This is a genomic window from Yinghuangia sp. YIM S09857 (assembly GCF_051388915.1).
GTDB lineage: Bacteria > Actinomycetota > Actinomycetes > Streptomycetales > Streptomycetaceae > Yinghuangia.
In genome coordinates, this window is record NZ_JBPKBH010000008.1 from 268000 (window position 1) to 281454 (window position 13455).

Here is a 13455-nt window from a genome sequence, read left to right on the forward strand (position 1 = left end):
CGGAACCGTCCCAGGACCGAAGGGGCACATTCGACATGACCCGTACCATCGGCACGGCCGGGCGCCCCGGCACGGCCGCGCAGAAACCCGGACCGCCGTCCGGACCGCGGCGGCGGATGACACCGACCGTCGCGCTCCTGGGTGCCGGGGCGTTCCTCGCCACCGCGACGGTCGCCCTGCCGGACGGCAACCCCGCGGGCGCCTCCAGCCACCGCGAGGCGCCGCTGATCGCCACGAGCCCGCAGTTGGACAACACCGACCTGTACGCGTTCGTGAGCCCCGACAGGACCGACACGGTGACGCTGGTCGCGAACTTCGTGCCGTTCCAGGAGCCCAACGGCGGACCGAACTTCCACCCGTTCGCCGCCGACGCGCGCTACAACCTGAACGTCGACGCGGACGGCGACGCGAAGCCGGACGTGACGTACCGCTTCACCTTCAAGAACCAGGACAAGCGCGGCACCAGCACGTTCCTCTACAACAACGGGCCGGTCACCTCGCTCGACGATGAGAACCTGCTGTTCCGGCAGACGTACACCGTCGAGGAGATCCGGCCGGGCAAGGGCCCGCGCAAGCTCGTCGAGAACGCGCTCGCGGCACCGTCCAACGTGGGCAAGGCCTCGATGCCCGACTACGGGGCGCTGCGCGACGCGGCGCTCACCGAACTACCGGGCGGCGGCAAGGTGTTCGCGGGCCAGACCGAGGACCCGTTCTTCCTCGACCTGCGCGTCTTCGACCTGCTGTACGGCGGCGACCTCAGCGAGGTCGGCCAGGACACCGTCGCGGGCTACAACGTCAACACCATCGCGCTGCAACTCCCCAAGAACGCCCTCGCGTTGAACGGCGACGCGGACCGCAACCCGGTCATCGGCGTGTGGAGCACCACCGAGCGGCGCGGCTTCGACATCGTCACCGCGGACGGCAAGAACCGCGACTGGGGCAAGTTCGTCCAGGTCTCGCGGCTCGGGAACCCGCTGGTCAACGAGGTCGTCGTACCGGCCGCGCTGAAGGACCGCTTCAACGCGCTGACGCCCGACCAGGACGCGAAGGTGACGGAGCTGGTGGACCGGGTCAACAACCCGGAGGTGCCGCAGCTCATCGAGAAGATCTACGGCCTCAAGGCCCCGGCCGCGCCGCGCGCCGACCTCGTGGAGATCTTCCTGACCGGAATCGCCAAGGCCACCGACGGGCCGATCCAGGCCGACCTCAACTCGCAGTTGCTCAACAAGGACGTCGACCCGAAGAAGTTCGTGCCCGCGGAGGAATTGCGGCTGAACATGTCGGTGCCGCCCGCGGCGAAGCCCAGCCGGCTCGGCGTGCTCGGCGGCGACCTGGCCGGTTTCCCGAACGGGCGCAGGCTGACCGACGACGTCGTGGACATCGAACTCCAGGCACTGGAGGGCGCGGCGGCCACCGGCAAGCTCGTTCCGGCGCTGGCCAAGGGCGACATGGTCGACGTCAACAACAAGGGCTTCGGCAACACGTTCCCGTACGTCGGGCTCCCGGAGTACTGGCCGGTCAACCGCGCGCTGCCGAAGGGCTGAGCTGGGCCGCGGTCTTCTTCCGCCGGACCTCGCCGCGGACTTGGTCGGCCGAGGTCCCGTCGGCCGGAAATGCCACGGCGCTTCGGACGTAGGCCTTCGACCGGACGCCGTTTGGCCCGGGCCACTTCGGCCGAGAACTCTTCGACACGCCGGCCCGGGGGCACACGCCCCCGGCCGGGCTCCTTTGGGGGGAGCACGCCATGACCGAGCAGGCGACCAGCACATGGGCCGAGGGGACGAACGGCGCTTCCGAGCCACCTTGTTCGACCAACGAGCCCACCACACCGCCCACCTCGCGGACCGCCGGGCACGCGCAGCAGCCGCGTGAACCGCGTGCGCGCGCCCTCCGTTTGCTCGCCGCGACCACCGCCGCGGCAACGCTCCTGATCGGTGTCCCCGCGCTGCTGGCCCCGCCCGACGGCGGTTCGGGTCCGGCGGCTCCGGCGGCCGCGGTTCCGGCCATACCGGACGGGTCGGCCGGCCGCGGTTCGCTCGACGCCGTGATCGCCGCGGCGCAGGGCAAGTTGCGTACCAGCCCAGACGACGCGCGCACGTTGGCGACGCTGGGAGCCGCGTACGTGGAACAGGCCCGCGTGACCGGCGATCCCGCGTACTACCCGCGTGCCGAGGAGGCGTTGGCGCGGGCGCTCGCGCTCTCCGTGCCCGGCTCGGCCGCGCACGTGCCGGCGCTCGTCGGGCTCGCGGCCCTTGCGAACGCGCGGCACGACTTCGCGGCAGCCCGGGAGTTCGCCTCCCGGGCGGTCGAGGCCGAGCCGTTCGACGCGACGGCGCACGGGGCCCTCGCCGACGCACTGACGCAACTCGGCGCCGCCGACGAGGCGACGGCGGCGGTGCAGCGCATGCTCGACCTGCGTCCTTCCGTGGCGTCCTTCACACGGGCCGCCTACGACCTGGAACTGCGCGGCGACACGGACGGTGCGAAGGCCGCGCTGGAGCGGGCGTCGGAGATCGCGGGGACGCCGGACGAGATCGCGTACTGCCGCCGCCACCTCGGCGAACTCGCCCGGCGAACGGGCGACGCGGCCGGCGCGACGGCCCACTTCGACGCCGCTCTGCTCGCCGCGCCCGGCGATGCCGCACTGCGCGCGGGGCGTGCGGCCGCGCTCGCGGCGCTCGACCGCCGGGACGAGGCGCTCGCGGAGTACGCCGCCGCGACGGCCGCGCGCGCGGTGCCGGGCCTGCTGGTCGAGTACGGCGAACTCCTCGACAGAGTCGGCCGCCCGGCCGAGGCCCGTGCGCAATACGACCTCGCCGCAGCGTCCTTCGCGCTCCTGGAGGCCAACGGCGCCGACGACGACCTCGCCCGCGCCCAGTTCGAGGCCGACCACGGCGACCCCGCCGAGGCGTTGCGGCGGGCCCAGGCCCAGTGGGAGCGCGCGCCGTCCGTGTTCGCCGCGGATGCGCTCGGCTGGGCCTTGCACCGCAACGGCCGCGACGTCGAGGCGTTGGAGTACGCCCGGCGTGCGGTCGCGGGCGGCTGGCACGACCCGCTGCCGGTCGGCCACTTGGCGGCGATCGAGGCGGCGACGGGCCGACCGGCAGGACCGCAGGGGGACGTACAGGCGCGTGGAGGTGTGGCGTGACGACGTCCATGACCAGACCTCGTCCGTGGCGGCGCCGCACGGCTCTGGTGCTCGGCGCTCTCGCACTCACGGTGGCCGGGCAGTGCGCGGCCGGTTCGTCCGCATCCGCGCACCCGCTCGGGAATCTGAGCGTCAACCAGTACCACGGTCTGACCGTACGGCCGGACCGCGTCGACGACTTCGCGGTCGTGGACCTCGCCGAGATCCCGACGCTCCAGGAGCGGGACCGCATCGACGCCGACCGCGCGGGCGGCACGTCCCCCACGGAGCTCGCCGCCTACGCGGACAGGACGTGCGCAAGCGTCGCCGCCGACCTGCGCATCACCGTGGACGACCGGGCGTCGTCCTTCCGCGTCACCGCCTCCCGTGCCGAACAACCGCGCGGCAGCGGCGGGTTGGCCACAACGCGGATCGAGTGCGAGCTGACCGCGCCGGTGGACCTCACGACGGAGGCGCGGCTGAGGGTGGCGTCCGCGCACCTGGTCGACCGAGTGGGCTGGCGCGAGTTCACCGCGGTCGGCGCGGGGGTCGCGCTGCCGGACGACGGGACGCCGCGTGTGAGCCCGAGTGCGCAGTTGCGGTCGTACCCGACCGACCTGCTCACCTCGCCCCTCAACGTGCGCGCGGTCGACGTGTGGACGCGCCCGGGCGCCGATGCGGCGCCGCGAGCGAAGGACGCCGCGGCACCGAGTGGCCCGCTTCCGGACTTCGTCGAGGACGCCCACGGCGCGGTGCAGCGCGCTTTCGACAACCTCGTCGGCGCGGACCGCATCACGCCGGTCGCGGGTATCGCGGCGGTCATGCTGGCGCTGCTGCTCGGCGCGTCGCACGCGGTGCTGCCGGGGCACGGCAAGACGGTGATGGCCGCCTACCTGGCGCTGCGGGGTGCGGACGGGCGGCGGCAGGGCGTACGCGACGCGGTGACCGTGGGGGCGACCGTCACGCTGACGCACACCGCGGGGGTCCTGGTGCTCGGGCTGTTGCTGACCGGTTCCGCATCGCTGGCGGGCGACTCGGTGATCGCGTACCTCGGCGCGGCGAGCGGCGTGTTGGTGGTGGCCGTCGGGGCCAGCCTGCTGCGCTCGGCACTGCGGGGCGAAAACCTCGTACACGGGCACGCGCACAGCCACGACCACCATCACGCGCACCCCCACACGCACGACCACGCTCGCACGCACTCCCACGAGCGTGTGCCGGCCACCACAGGCGCACCCCCGCAAGCCGACACCGAACACGCCGCCCAGCCCGGCGCCGGCGAACACCGCGCAACGCACCACCACCACGCGCACACACCTGCGCACACGCACACGCTCACTGACGACCATCGCCCCCGACGCCGAGTTCTCGTAGGCATGGGCATAGCAGGCGGCCTCGTCCCCAGCCCCTCCGCACTCGTCGTCCTCCTCGGCGCCATCGCCCTCGGCCGGACCGCGTTCGGCGTGCTGCTCGTGCTCGCGTACGGCCTCGGTATGGCCGCCGTGCTGATCGCCGCGGGGCTGCTCCTCGTCCGCGTCCGCGAGCGCGCACGCAAGCGCCTCCCGAAGACCACCACCCGCCTTGCCCGACTGATCCGCCCGACCCTGCGCCGAGCCCCGGCCCTCACCGCCCTGTTCGTCGTCGCCGTGGGCCTCGTCCTCGCCTGGCGCGGACTGTCGTCGCCTTCCGCCTTCGGCTGACCGAACCCCGACCCACCAAAAGACCCACGAGAACAAACCCACCGGGACCAGCCCACCGGAACCAACCAACCGGCACCAGCCCGCCCACCTGTCTGCTCCAGTGAGAGGAAGCAGCCATGACCCGCACCACGTTCACGCGACGGCTCGCCATAGTGACCGCGGCGTCCGTCCTCGCCCTGTTGACCGCGTGCTCAGGGGGTGGCGGCAAGAAGGACGCGCCGGCCGCCGGGGACGGCGGCTTCGCGCCCGCGCCGGGCACCGCGGCATGCCAGGAGCACCAAGCCAACGAGCCGGGCGTCGAGTACACGTCGGAAGAGGAGGGCGACACCGGCAAGGTGTTCGAGATGCTCCGCCACTACACGGCCAACGGCCGCAAGCCCTTCTGCGACGGCAAGCCGCCGACCGACCTCGACAAGCGCTGGGCCGGCCTCTTCCTCGGCTTCGGCGCCGACGCGGGGCTGCTCGCGCCGGAGCTCGGCGGCAGCGGGCAGGCCCCCGAGGAGCCCATGGAGGAGCCGATGGAGGAGCCCGTGGAAGCCCCCGAGGCAGACCTCGCGGGCACCGCCCCTTAAAGGTCTAAACCAATTTCTTTCGGCCCCTTGTCAGCCCCGCCCCGTCACTGATTCGCTACTGGCGATAGAAGATGTCACGCAAAGTCTGTTTGACGGAGGAAAACGCGTGAGTGACGCAGCCGAGAACCGCGACGCACTGTCCAACCTGCTCAAGGAGGAGCGACGCTTCCCGCCGCCCCCCGCGCTCGCAGCCTCGGCCAATGTGACGGCCGCCGCATATGCGGCGGCCGACGCCGACCGACTCGGCTTCTGGGCGGCCCAGGCCGCGCGCCTGACCTGGGCGAAGGAGCCGACCGAGACGCTGGACTGGTCGAACGCGCCGTTCGCGAAGTGGTACGCCGACGGCGAGCTGAACGTCGCGTACAACTGCGTCGACCGCCACGTCGAGGCGGGGCTCGGCGACCGCGTCGCGATCCACTGGGAGGGCGAGCCGGGCGACAGCCGGGCGATCACGTACGCCGAACTCCAGCGCGAGGTCTCCAAGGCGGCGAACGCCCTCACCGAGCTCGGCGTCGAGGCCGGCGACCGCGTCGCGATCTACCTGCCGATGATCCCCGAGGCGGTCGTGTCGATGCTCGCGTGTGCGCGCATCGGCGCCCCGCACTCGGTCGTCTTCGGCGGCTTCTCCGCGGACGCCGTCTCGTCCCGTATCCGGGACGCCGACGCGCGCGTAGTCATCACAGCGGACGGCGGCTACCGGCGCGGCAAGCCCTCCGCGCTCAAGCCGGCCATCGACGACGCGCTTGCGACGTGTCCGGACGTACGCAACGTCCTGGTGGTCCGCCGCACCGGCGAGGACGTCGCGTGGACCGAGGGACGCGACGTGTGGTGGCACGACGTCGTGGACGCGCAGTCCGACACGCACACCCCGCGGGCGTTCGACGCCGAACACCCGCTGTTCATCCTCTACACCTCCGGCACCACCGGGAAGCCGAAGGGCATCCTGCACACGTCGGGCGGCTACCTGACCCAGACGTCCTACACACACCACGCGGTGTTCGACCTCAAGCCCGAGACCGACGTCTACTGGTGCACCGCCGACATCGGCTGGGTCACCGGCCACTCGTACATCGTGTACGGCCCCCTCTCCAACGGCGCCACGCAGGTCCTGTACGAGGGCACCCCCGACACGCCGCACCAGGGCCGCTGGTGGGAGGTCGTCCAGAAGTACGGCGTCACGATCCTCTACACCGCCCCCACCGCGATCCGCACGTGCATGAAGTGGGGCGACGACATCCCCGCGAAGTTCGACCTGTCCTCGCTGCGCGTCCTCGGCTCGGTCGGCGAGCCGATCAACCCCGAGGCGTGGATGTGGTACCGCAAGAACATCGGCGGCGACCGCTGCCCGATCGTCGACACCTGGTGGCAGACCGAGACCGGCGCGATGATGATCAGCCCCCTCCCGGGCGTCACCGCCGCCAAGCCCGGTTCCGCGATGCGCCCGCTGCCCGGCATCGCCGCCGACGTGGTGGACGACAACGCCCGGCCGGTCCCCGACGGTGGCGGCGGCTACCTGGTGCTCACCGAGCCGTGGCCGTCGATGCTCCGCACCATCTGGGGCGACGACGAGCGCTTCAAGGACACCTACTGGTCCCGCTGGGAAGGCCTCTACTTCGCGGGCGACGGCGCCAAGAAGGACGAGGACGGCGACATCTGGCTCCTCGGCCGCGTCGACGACGTGATGCTCGTCTCCGGCCACAACATCTCGACCACCGAGGTCGAATCGGCCCTCGTCTCCCACCCGAAGGTCGCCGAGTCCGCCGTCGTCGGCGCCACCGACGCCACCACCGGCCAGGCCATCGTCGCCTTCGTCATCCTCCGCGGCAACGCCGCCGAGGAAGAGGGCATCGTCGACGAACTGCGCAACCACGTCGGCGCCACCCTCGGCCCGATCGCCAAGCCCAAGCGCGTCCTGATCGTCCCCGAACTCCCCAAGACCCGCTCCGGCAAGATCATGCGCCGCCTCCTCCGCGACGTGGCCGAGAACCGCGAACTGGGCGACGTGCAAACCCTCACCGACGCCTCCGTGATGGACCTCATCCAGACCAAGCTCCCCAACGCCTCCGAAGACTGAGGCGCCCGGGACTGAGGCGCCCCGGACTGAGGCACCCGGGACTGAGGCACCGGACAATCCGAAGGCCCCGTACCTCCCAATTGGAGGTGCGGGGCCTTCGTCCCGGCTCGGCCGCGGATGCGGGGTGGCGGCGCCAGGGCCCGGCCGCGTTTCCGACAAGGGGTACGCGGAGCGATCAGGCGGGAGCGTCGAGGTCGGTGAGGAGGCGGGCTATGTTCAGGCCGGTTTCCAGATAGTCGACGAACACTTCGTTGTTGAGGGCGAAGGGGGAGCGGCGTTCGCGGATGATCTTTATGGCGGTGGGGGCGTCGTAACCCAGTTCCACGAGGGTCTGGGCGACGACCAGGCCGGAGCGGTTGTAGCCGGCTTGGCAGCGCACGAGGGTGCGGCGGCCTTCGCGCAGGGCGCCGCGCACGGTGGTCGCCAGGGACTCGACGGTGGCGAGTTGTTCGGGGGTGAGCGGGTCGTCGGGTATGGCGGCGCAGTGGTGTTCGGTGCCGGGGGACGGACCGTGGCCGTCGGACTCGTGCAGGCTGACCACGACGTCGAACTGGTTGCGTACGATCGCCGGTTCGTACGCTCCCCACGGCGACCGGTAGAAGTGCCCGCCCATCCACAGGTTGTGGATGATCTCGTTCCACGGGCTGTCCGGTCCCGGCGTGTCGCGATCCCTCTGGCGGACCCTCACAGCGTCTCCCCTCGCCCTCGCGTTCGCCCTCGTGCTGGCCCTCGCCTCCGGCGACGGAAAAACAATCGCGCGGCGCCCTTTCATCCCCTGATGATGGTTCATGGCTTGGACTCTCACGGACGGTCTCGACGCCTTCCACGCCGCCGCGGGTGCTTTCCTGCACGCCGATCCGGTGACCCACACGCAGCACCTGACGGTCATCCACGCGCTGCGCGAGCGCGGGCCGTACGCGTTCGGGCAGGACGGCCCCGTCTACGGGTGGTGGTCCGACGACGCGGGGGACGTCGCGGGGGCGTTCGTGCATACACCGCCGTTTCCGATGCTCTTGACGCCCACAGTCGAGGCGGCCCTCGAACCGCTCGCGGAGGCGCTGATGGAGAGAGCCGTGCCGGGGGCGGCGACGCTCGGCGTCAATGCCCGGGGTGCCGTCGCGGACGCTTTTGCGCAGGTGTGGACGGCGCGCACAGGTGCGGTGGCGCGCGTCGTCCAGTCCCAACGGCTGTTCCGGCTGGGCACGTTGACGCCGCCCGATCCGGCACCGGCCGGGCGCGCGCGGGACGCCGAACGGTCCGACATCCCCGTGCTGGCGGACTACGTACGGCACTACCAAGTGGAGTCCTCCCCGGAGGCCATGGCGTCGGACGAGATCGCCGCACACGTCGAAATGCGTCTCGTCCACGGCGGCTACACCCTCTGGGAACGCGACGGCGACCTGGTGTCGTTCGCGGGGCAGACCCCGGCCATCGCGGGCGCCGCTCGGGTCGGGCCCGTCTACACGCCTCCCGAGCACCGGGGGCACGGCTACGGGACCGCGGTCACCGCCGCGCGTACCGCGACCGCCCTCGCGTCGGGCGCCGACGAGGTGCTGCTCTTCACCGATCTCGCGAATCCGACGAGTAACAACATCTACCGGAAGATCGGCTACGAACCGGTGGAAGACCGGGTGATCCTGGCGTTCGACCCGCGGCCGTGACGGGCCACCCGGAGCGCGTCCGCGAAGGCGGAGGCTCGCGTTCCGGATCCGACGTACCACCAGAAGTGCCCCGGAACACGGGCGTTCCCCGCGGTGGCGGGGCACAATGCCGGGCATGACCCCGGACACCGAGGCGTTGCGCATCGCCGTGTACGACGCGTTCGCCACGAAAGGCCGCGCGCCGACCCCCGCCGAACTGGCCGCACGCTTCGCGACCGACCAGGGGGCGGTGCGCACGGTCCTGCACACGCTGCACGAGCAGCGCCACGTCGTCCTGGCCCCGGACGGCACGATCGCGATGGCCCACCCGTTCTCGTCGATCCCCCTCGGGTTCTCCGTGATGGGCGCGCGTACGCTGTGGTGGGGCGGCTGCGCGTGGGACGCCTTCGCGATCCCGCACCTGGTGGGCGGCGAGCCCGAGGTTCTGGTGTCGACGCGCTGCCCCGGCTGCGGCGCGCCGCTGGCCTGGGTGGTGGACCGCGACGCGCCCCCGCCCGGCAACCACGTCGCGCACTTCCTCGTACCGACCGCGCACATGTGGGACGACGTCGTCCGCACATGCGGCAACCAGCGGCTCTTCTGCCGCCAGTTGTGCGTCGACGCGTGGCTCAAGGCGACCGGCGACACACGCGGGTACGTCATGGACCTCGCCACCCTGTGGAAGCTGGCGCGCGGCTGGTACGCCGGGCGCCTCGGCCCCGGCTACCGCCGCCGCGAACCGGCCGAAGCCGCCGAGTACTTCCGGTCGGTGGGCCTGCACGGTGAGTTCTGGGGGTTGTGACCGGCGTCGCCGTTGACGATCCGCACCGGCGCCTGCGACGACGACACCGCACTCGGCCCGACAGCTCCTGATCCGAAAATCTTGTCGATATACTGATGCGATCGGGATAGCACCGGGCTGCCTGCACGTTCCCCGAACCACCATGGCAGCCCGGGAAGTACGCGCGACGCTCCGGCCCGCGCCACCGCATCGGCGCCCGACGCACGAAGGGTCTCCCTCGCCAGGAGGCATGCCGGGAAGTCTGGTCGGCGGGGATACGCAACGTATCCGCAGTTTTGTCCGATTCGCAGTGCGGTATAGGCCTGCGATCGCCGTCGCGACCAGGAGGCTCTTCCGTGCGTTCCGCACTCCGCCGTACCTTCCTTCGGCGGCCGTCCACCCTCGCCGAACGGAACTTCGTCGCCGACGCGCTGCGCACCGAGACGGTCGGCGGCGCGCTGCTCCTGATCGCCGCCGTCGTCGCGCTCATCTGGGCGAACTCCGGGTGGAGCAACGCCTACGAGGACCTCAGGGACTTCAGCTTCGGCCCCGACGCGCTCAACCTCCACCTGTCCTTCGGCACGTGGGCCTCCGACGGCCTGTTGGCGATCTTCTTCTTCGTCGCCGGCATCGAACTCAAGCGCGAACTCGTCGTCGGCGAACTCCGCTCGCCCTCGGCCGCCGCACTGCCCGTCATCGCCGCCGTCTGCGGCATGGCGGTGCCCGCGCTCTTCTACTTCGCGGTGAACTCGGGCGGCGGCGACCTCGACGGCTGGGCCATCCCCACCGCCACCGACATCGCGTTCGCCCTCGCCGTGCTCGCGGTGATCGGCACCAACCTGCCGTCGGCGCTGCGCGCGTTCCTCCTGACCCTCGCCGTCGTCGACGACCTGCTGGCCATCATGGTCATCGCGATCTTCTACACCGACCAGGTCAAGTTCTGGGCGCTCGGGCTCGCCGTCGCGGGCCTCGTGGCCTTCTACCTGATGCAGCGCTACCGCGTGCGCGGCTGGTGGCTGTACGTCCCCCTCGCCGTCGTCGTCTGGGCCCTCGTGCACGAGAGCGGCGTGCACGCCACGGTCGCGGGCGTGGCGATGGGCCTGCTGATGCGCGTACTCCCGGACAAGGACGAGGAGCATTCCCCCGCCGAGCACCTTGAGCACGTGGTACGCCCCATCTCGGCCGGCATCGCCGTCCCCGTCTTCGCGCTCTTCTCCGCGGGCGTCGCCGTGTCCGCCACCGCGCTCGAAAACGTGTTCAGCCACCGCATGCCGCTCGGCATCGTGATCGGCCTGGTGCTCGGCAAATCGGTCGGCATCTTCTGCGGCACCTACCTGGCCGCCCGGTTCACCCGTGCGGAGCTCAACGAGGACCTCGCCTGGGCGGACGTCCTCGGCCTGGCGATGCTCGCCGGCGTCGGCTTCACCGTGTCGCTGCTCATCAGCGAGCTGGCCTTCCACGAGACCCCCGGGCTGACCGAGCAGGCCAAGGCCGCGGTGCTGGTCGGCTCGGTGCTCGCCGCGCTCGCCGCCGCCGTACTGCTGCGGATAAGGAACAACAAGTACCGCTCGCTGATCGACGCGGAGAACCTCGACGAGGACGGCGACGGCATTCCGGACGTCTACCAGGAGGACGCCCGGCGCGCCCGCGAGGCCAAGCTCGGACACGCCCCGGCGGCGTTCCGCGACGCCTCCGGCGAATGACGCGGGGCGAAACGCGACACATCTGTCACACCCGTACGCCGCGCCCCGGTGGATAGCGGGCGCCGCGGCAGGGCATGATCGGGGCTACACGCCGGTAGCACGACGAGGAGAGAGCATGTCAGGCACCGAGAGGCCCCGCGCGCAGGACGTGCCCGTCGACAGCCAGCGGTCCCTGGGCGAGCTGTTCTCCGACGCCACGCGGGACATGTCCACGCTGGTGCGCAGCGAGATCGAGCTCGCCAAGAGCGAGATCAAGATCAACGTCGTGCACGCGGCGAAGGGCAGCGGGGCGTTCATCGCGGCGGGCGCGCTGGCGTTCTTCGCGTTCCCGTTCCTGAGCGTCGCGATCGCGTACGGCATCCACGCGCTCGGGCTGGGCCTCGGCTGGTCGTTCCTGATCGTCGGTGGGGCGTACCTGCTGCTCGCGGTCCTGCTCGGGGTGTTCGGCGTCATGTCGTTCAAGAAGGTGCGGCCGCCGCAGCGCACCATCAGGTCGACGCAGGAAACAGTGGCGACACTCAAGAACGTCGGCTGATCGGCGCCGGGCGCGCGGCCGCGCGGGGGGCGGCACGAACGGTGGCACCGGCGGTGACGCAGGCGGTGACGCAATCAGTGGCACAGGCGGGCGGCACAGGCGGTGGCAGAGGCGGCAGCTCCGGCAGTCGGACAGGCGGCCGCAAAGGCCGTCGTACAAGCGGCCGGAACACATGTGACGTACCGGGCGCGCACGGCTCCACCGGACCCACCGCGATGTGTGCAAGTCTGCTGACGTGACGGTTCCCGAGAGCTCAGCGGTCAATATCGACGGTCCCTGGACACACAGGGACATCTCGGCGAACGGTGCGCGCTTCCATATCGCCGAACTCGGCGAGGGGCCGGTCATCCTGCTGCTGCACGGCTTCCCCGAGTTCTGGTGGACGTGGCGCCACCAGATGGAGGCGCTGGCCCGCGCCGGCTTCCGGGCCGTCGCGATGGACCTGCGCGGGTACGGCGGCAGCGATCGTCCGCCGCGCGGCTACGACTCCATCACCCTCGCGCTCGACGTCACCGGCGTCATCCGCTCGCTCGGCGAACCGGACGCGATCGTCGCGGGGCACGGCGTCGGGGCGTCCCTCGCCTGGACCGCCGCGGTGCTGCGCCCCAAGCTGGTACGCCGCCTGGTCGCCGTCTCGATGCCGCACCCCCGGCGGCTGCGCACCGCGCTGCTGACGGACCGCCACCAGATCGCCGCGAGCCGGCACATCTTCTCGTTCCAGCGCCCGTGGGTTCCCGAACGCCGGCTCGTACGCGACGACGCGGCCATGGTCGAGGACCTGATGCGCGATTGGGCGGCCCCCGGCTGGCCGGACACCGAGGTCGCCGAACGCTACCGCCGCGCGATGCTCATCCCGGGCACCGCGCACTGCGCGGCGGAGCACTTCCGCTGGCTCATGCGCTCGCTGCCGCGCCCCGACGGCCTCCAGTACGCCGCGCGCATGAAGACACCGGTGGGAGTGCCGACCCTGCACCTGCACGGCGCGCTCGACACCGCGATCCTGCCGCGCACCGCGGCGGGTTCGGGACGGTACGTCGAAGCCCCGTACCGCTGGCGGCTGCTCGACGGGGTCGGTCACTTCCCGCACGAGGAGGCCCCCGATACGTTCACCCACGAACTGCTCAACTGGCTGAAGGACCCGGAGCCGGAGCGCTGACCGTGCGGCGTCTGCGCGGCGTCCGCGCGGCGCCGGACGGCGGACGCCGCACGGACTGGATCATGTCGATCAACTGAGCGGGAATTCCTGGCAGTTCTCTACAAACCAGGACGAGCCGTACCCGTGAAATCCTGTGCGCATGGCATTGCGCGGTTATCCGCTGAAGCGCC

Annotated in this window: 11 protein-coding genes; 10 read left to right on the top strand and 1 reads right to left on the bottom strand. The window is 71.5% G+C overall.

Annotation, left to right across the window (positions count from 1 at the left end; all coding sequences use genetic code 11):
* The first annotated feature begins 116 nt into the window (after positions 1-116).
* The 5 genes from ACRX5S_RS19675 to acs all read left to right on the top strand — a co-directional run bounded on the left by ACRX5S_RS19675 (position 117) and on the right by acs (position 7470).
* Positions 117-1544 (top strand): DUF4331 domain-containing protein, encoded by a 1428-nt coding sequence (locus ACRX5S_RS19675; RefSeq protein ID WP_436774404.1) that lies wholly within the window; start codon positions 117-119, stop codon positions 1542-1544.
* Between the two features lie 200 nt (positions 1545-1744).
* Positions 1745-3148, top strand: a complete 1404-nt coding sequence (locus tag ACRX5S_RS19680; RefSeq protein ID WP_436774290.1) for a tetratricopeptide repeat protein — start codon at positions 1745-1747, stop codon at positions 3146-3148.
* On the top strand, positions 3145-4824 hold the full coding sequence (locus ACRX5S_RS19685) for a nickel/cobalt transporter (protein WP_436774291.1): 1680 nt from the start codon (positions 3145-3147) through the stop codon (positions 4822-4824). The genes ACRX5S_RS19680 and ACRX5S_RS19685 overlap by 4 nt, the downstream gene beginning before the upstream one ends.
* Positions 4825-4940: 116 nt before the next feature.
* Positions 4941-5396, top strand: coding sequence for a hypothetical protein (locus ACRX5S_RS19690; RefSeq protein WP_436774292.1), 456 nt, complete (start codon positions 4941-4943; stop codon positions 5394-5396).
* 106 nt (positions 5397-5502) lie between these two features.
* Positions 5503-7470, top strand: coding sequence for an acetate--CoA ligase (gene acs / locus ACRX5S_RS19695; protein WP_436774293.1), 1968 nt, complete (start codon positions 5503-5505; stop codon positions 7468-7470).
* Between the two features lie 175 nt (positions 7471-7645).
* Here the strand turns inward: acs and ACRX5S_RS19700 are convergent, their stop codons facing one another.
* Positions 7646-8158: a protein-tyrosine phosphatase family protein gene (locus tag ACRX5S_RS19700; protein WP_436774294.1), complete on the bottom strand. Its 513-nt coding sequence runs from the start codon at positions 8156-8158 to the stop codon at positions 7646-7648.
* A 100-nt stretch (positions 8159-8258) separates the two neighbouring features.
* Between ACRX5S_RS19700 and ACRX5S_RS19705 the strand changes: the two genes are divergently transcribed.
* The 5 genes from ACRX5S_RS19705 to ACRX5S_RS19725 all read left to right on the top strand — a co-directional run bounded on the left by ACRX5S_RS19705 (position 8259) and on the right by ACRX5S_RS19725 (position 13285).
* The gene (locus ACRX5S_RS19705; protein ID WP_436774295.1) at positions 8259-9131 is read left to right on the top strand and encodes a GNAT family N-acetyltransferase; all 873 of its coding nucleotides are present in this window, start codon (positions 8259-8261) and stop codon (positions 9129-9131) included.
* A 115-nt stretch (positions 9132-9246) separates the two neighbouring features.
* A complete protein-coding gene (gene merB / locus ACRX5S_RS19710) occupies positions 9247-9912 on the top strand; it encodes an organomercurial lyase (RefSeq protein ID WP_436774296.1) in 666 nt (221 codons plus the stop codon).
* Positions 9913-10247: 335 nt separating this feature from the next.
* Positions 10248-11594, top strand: coding sequence for a Na+/H+ antiporter NhaA (gene nhaA, locus ACRX5S_RS19715; RefSeq protein WP_436774297.1), 1347 nt, complete (start codon positions 10248-10250; stop codon positions 11592-11594).
* A 115-nt stretch (positions 11595-11709) separates the two neighbouring features.
* On the top strand, positions 11710-12129 hold the full coding sequence (locus ACRX5S_RS19720; protein ID WP_436774298.1) for a phage holin family protein: 420 nt from the start codon (positions 11710-11712) through the stop codon (positions 12127-12129).
* Positions 12130-12364: 235 nt separating this feature from the next.
* The gene (locus ACRX5S_RS19725; RefSeq protein WP_436774299.1) at positions 12365-13285 is read left to right on the top strand and encodes an alpha/beta fold hydrolase; all 921 of its coding nucleotides are present in this window, start codon (positions 12365-12367) and stop codon (positions 13283-13285) included.
* The last annotated feature ends 170 nt before the right edge of the window (positions 13286-13455 follow it).

Bases quoted from the DNA above. Each gene is read 5' to 3' on its own strand.
- ACRX5S_RS19675 (WP_436774404.1), top strand. From the start codon at position 117: ATGACACCGACCGTCGCGCTCCTGGGTGCCGGGGCGTTCCTCGCCACC.
- ACRX5S_RS19680 (WP_436774290.1), top strand. From the start codon at position 1,745: ATGACCGAGCAGGCGACCAGCACATGGGCCGAGGGGACGAACGGCGCT.
- ACRX5S_RS19690 (WP_436774292.1), top strand. From the start codon at position 4,941: ATGACCCGCACCACGTTCACGCGACGGCTCGCCATAGTGACCGCGGCG.
- ACRX5S_RS19705 (WP_436774295.1), top strand. From the start codon at position 8,259: ATGGCTTGGACTCTCACGGACGGTCTCGACGCCTTCCACGCCGCCGCG.
- merB (WP_436774296.1), top strand. From the start codon at position 9,247: ATGACCCCGGACACCGAGGCGTTGCGCATCGCCGTGTACGACGCGTTC.
- ACRX5S_RS19720 (WP_436774298.1), top strand. From the start codon at position 11,710: ATGTCAGGCACCGAGAGGCCCCGCGCGCAGGACGTGCCCGTCGACAGC.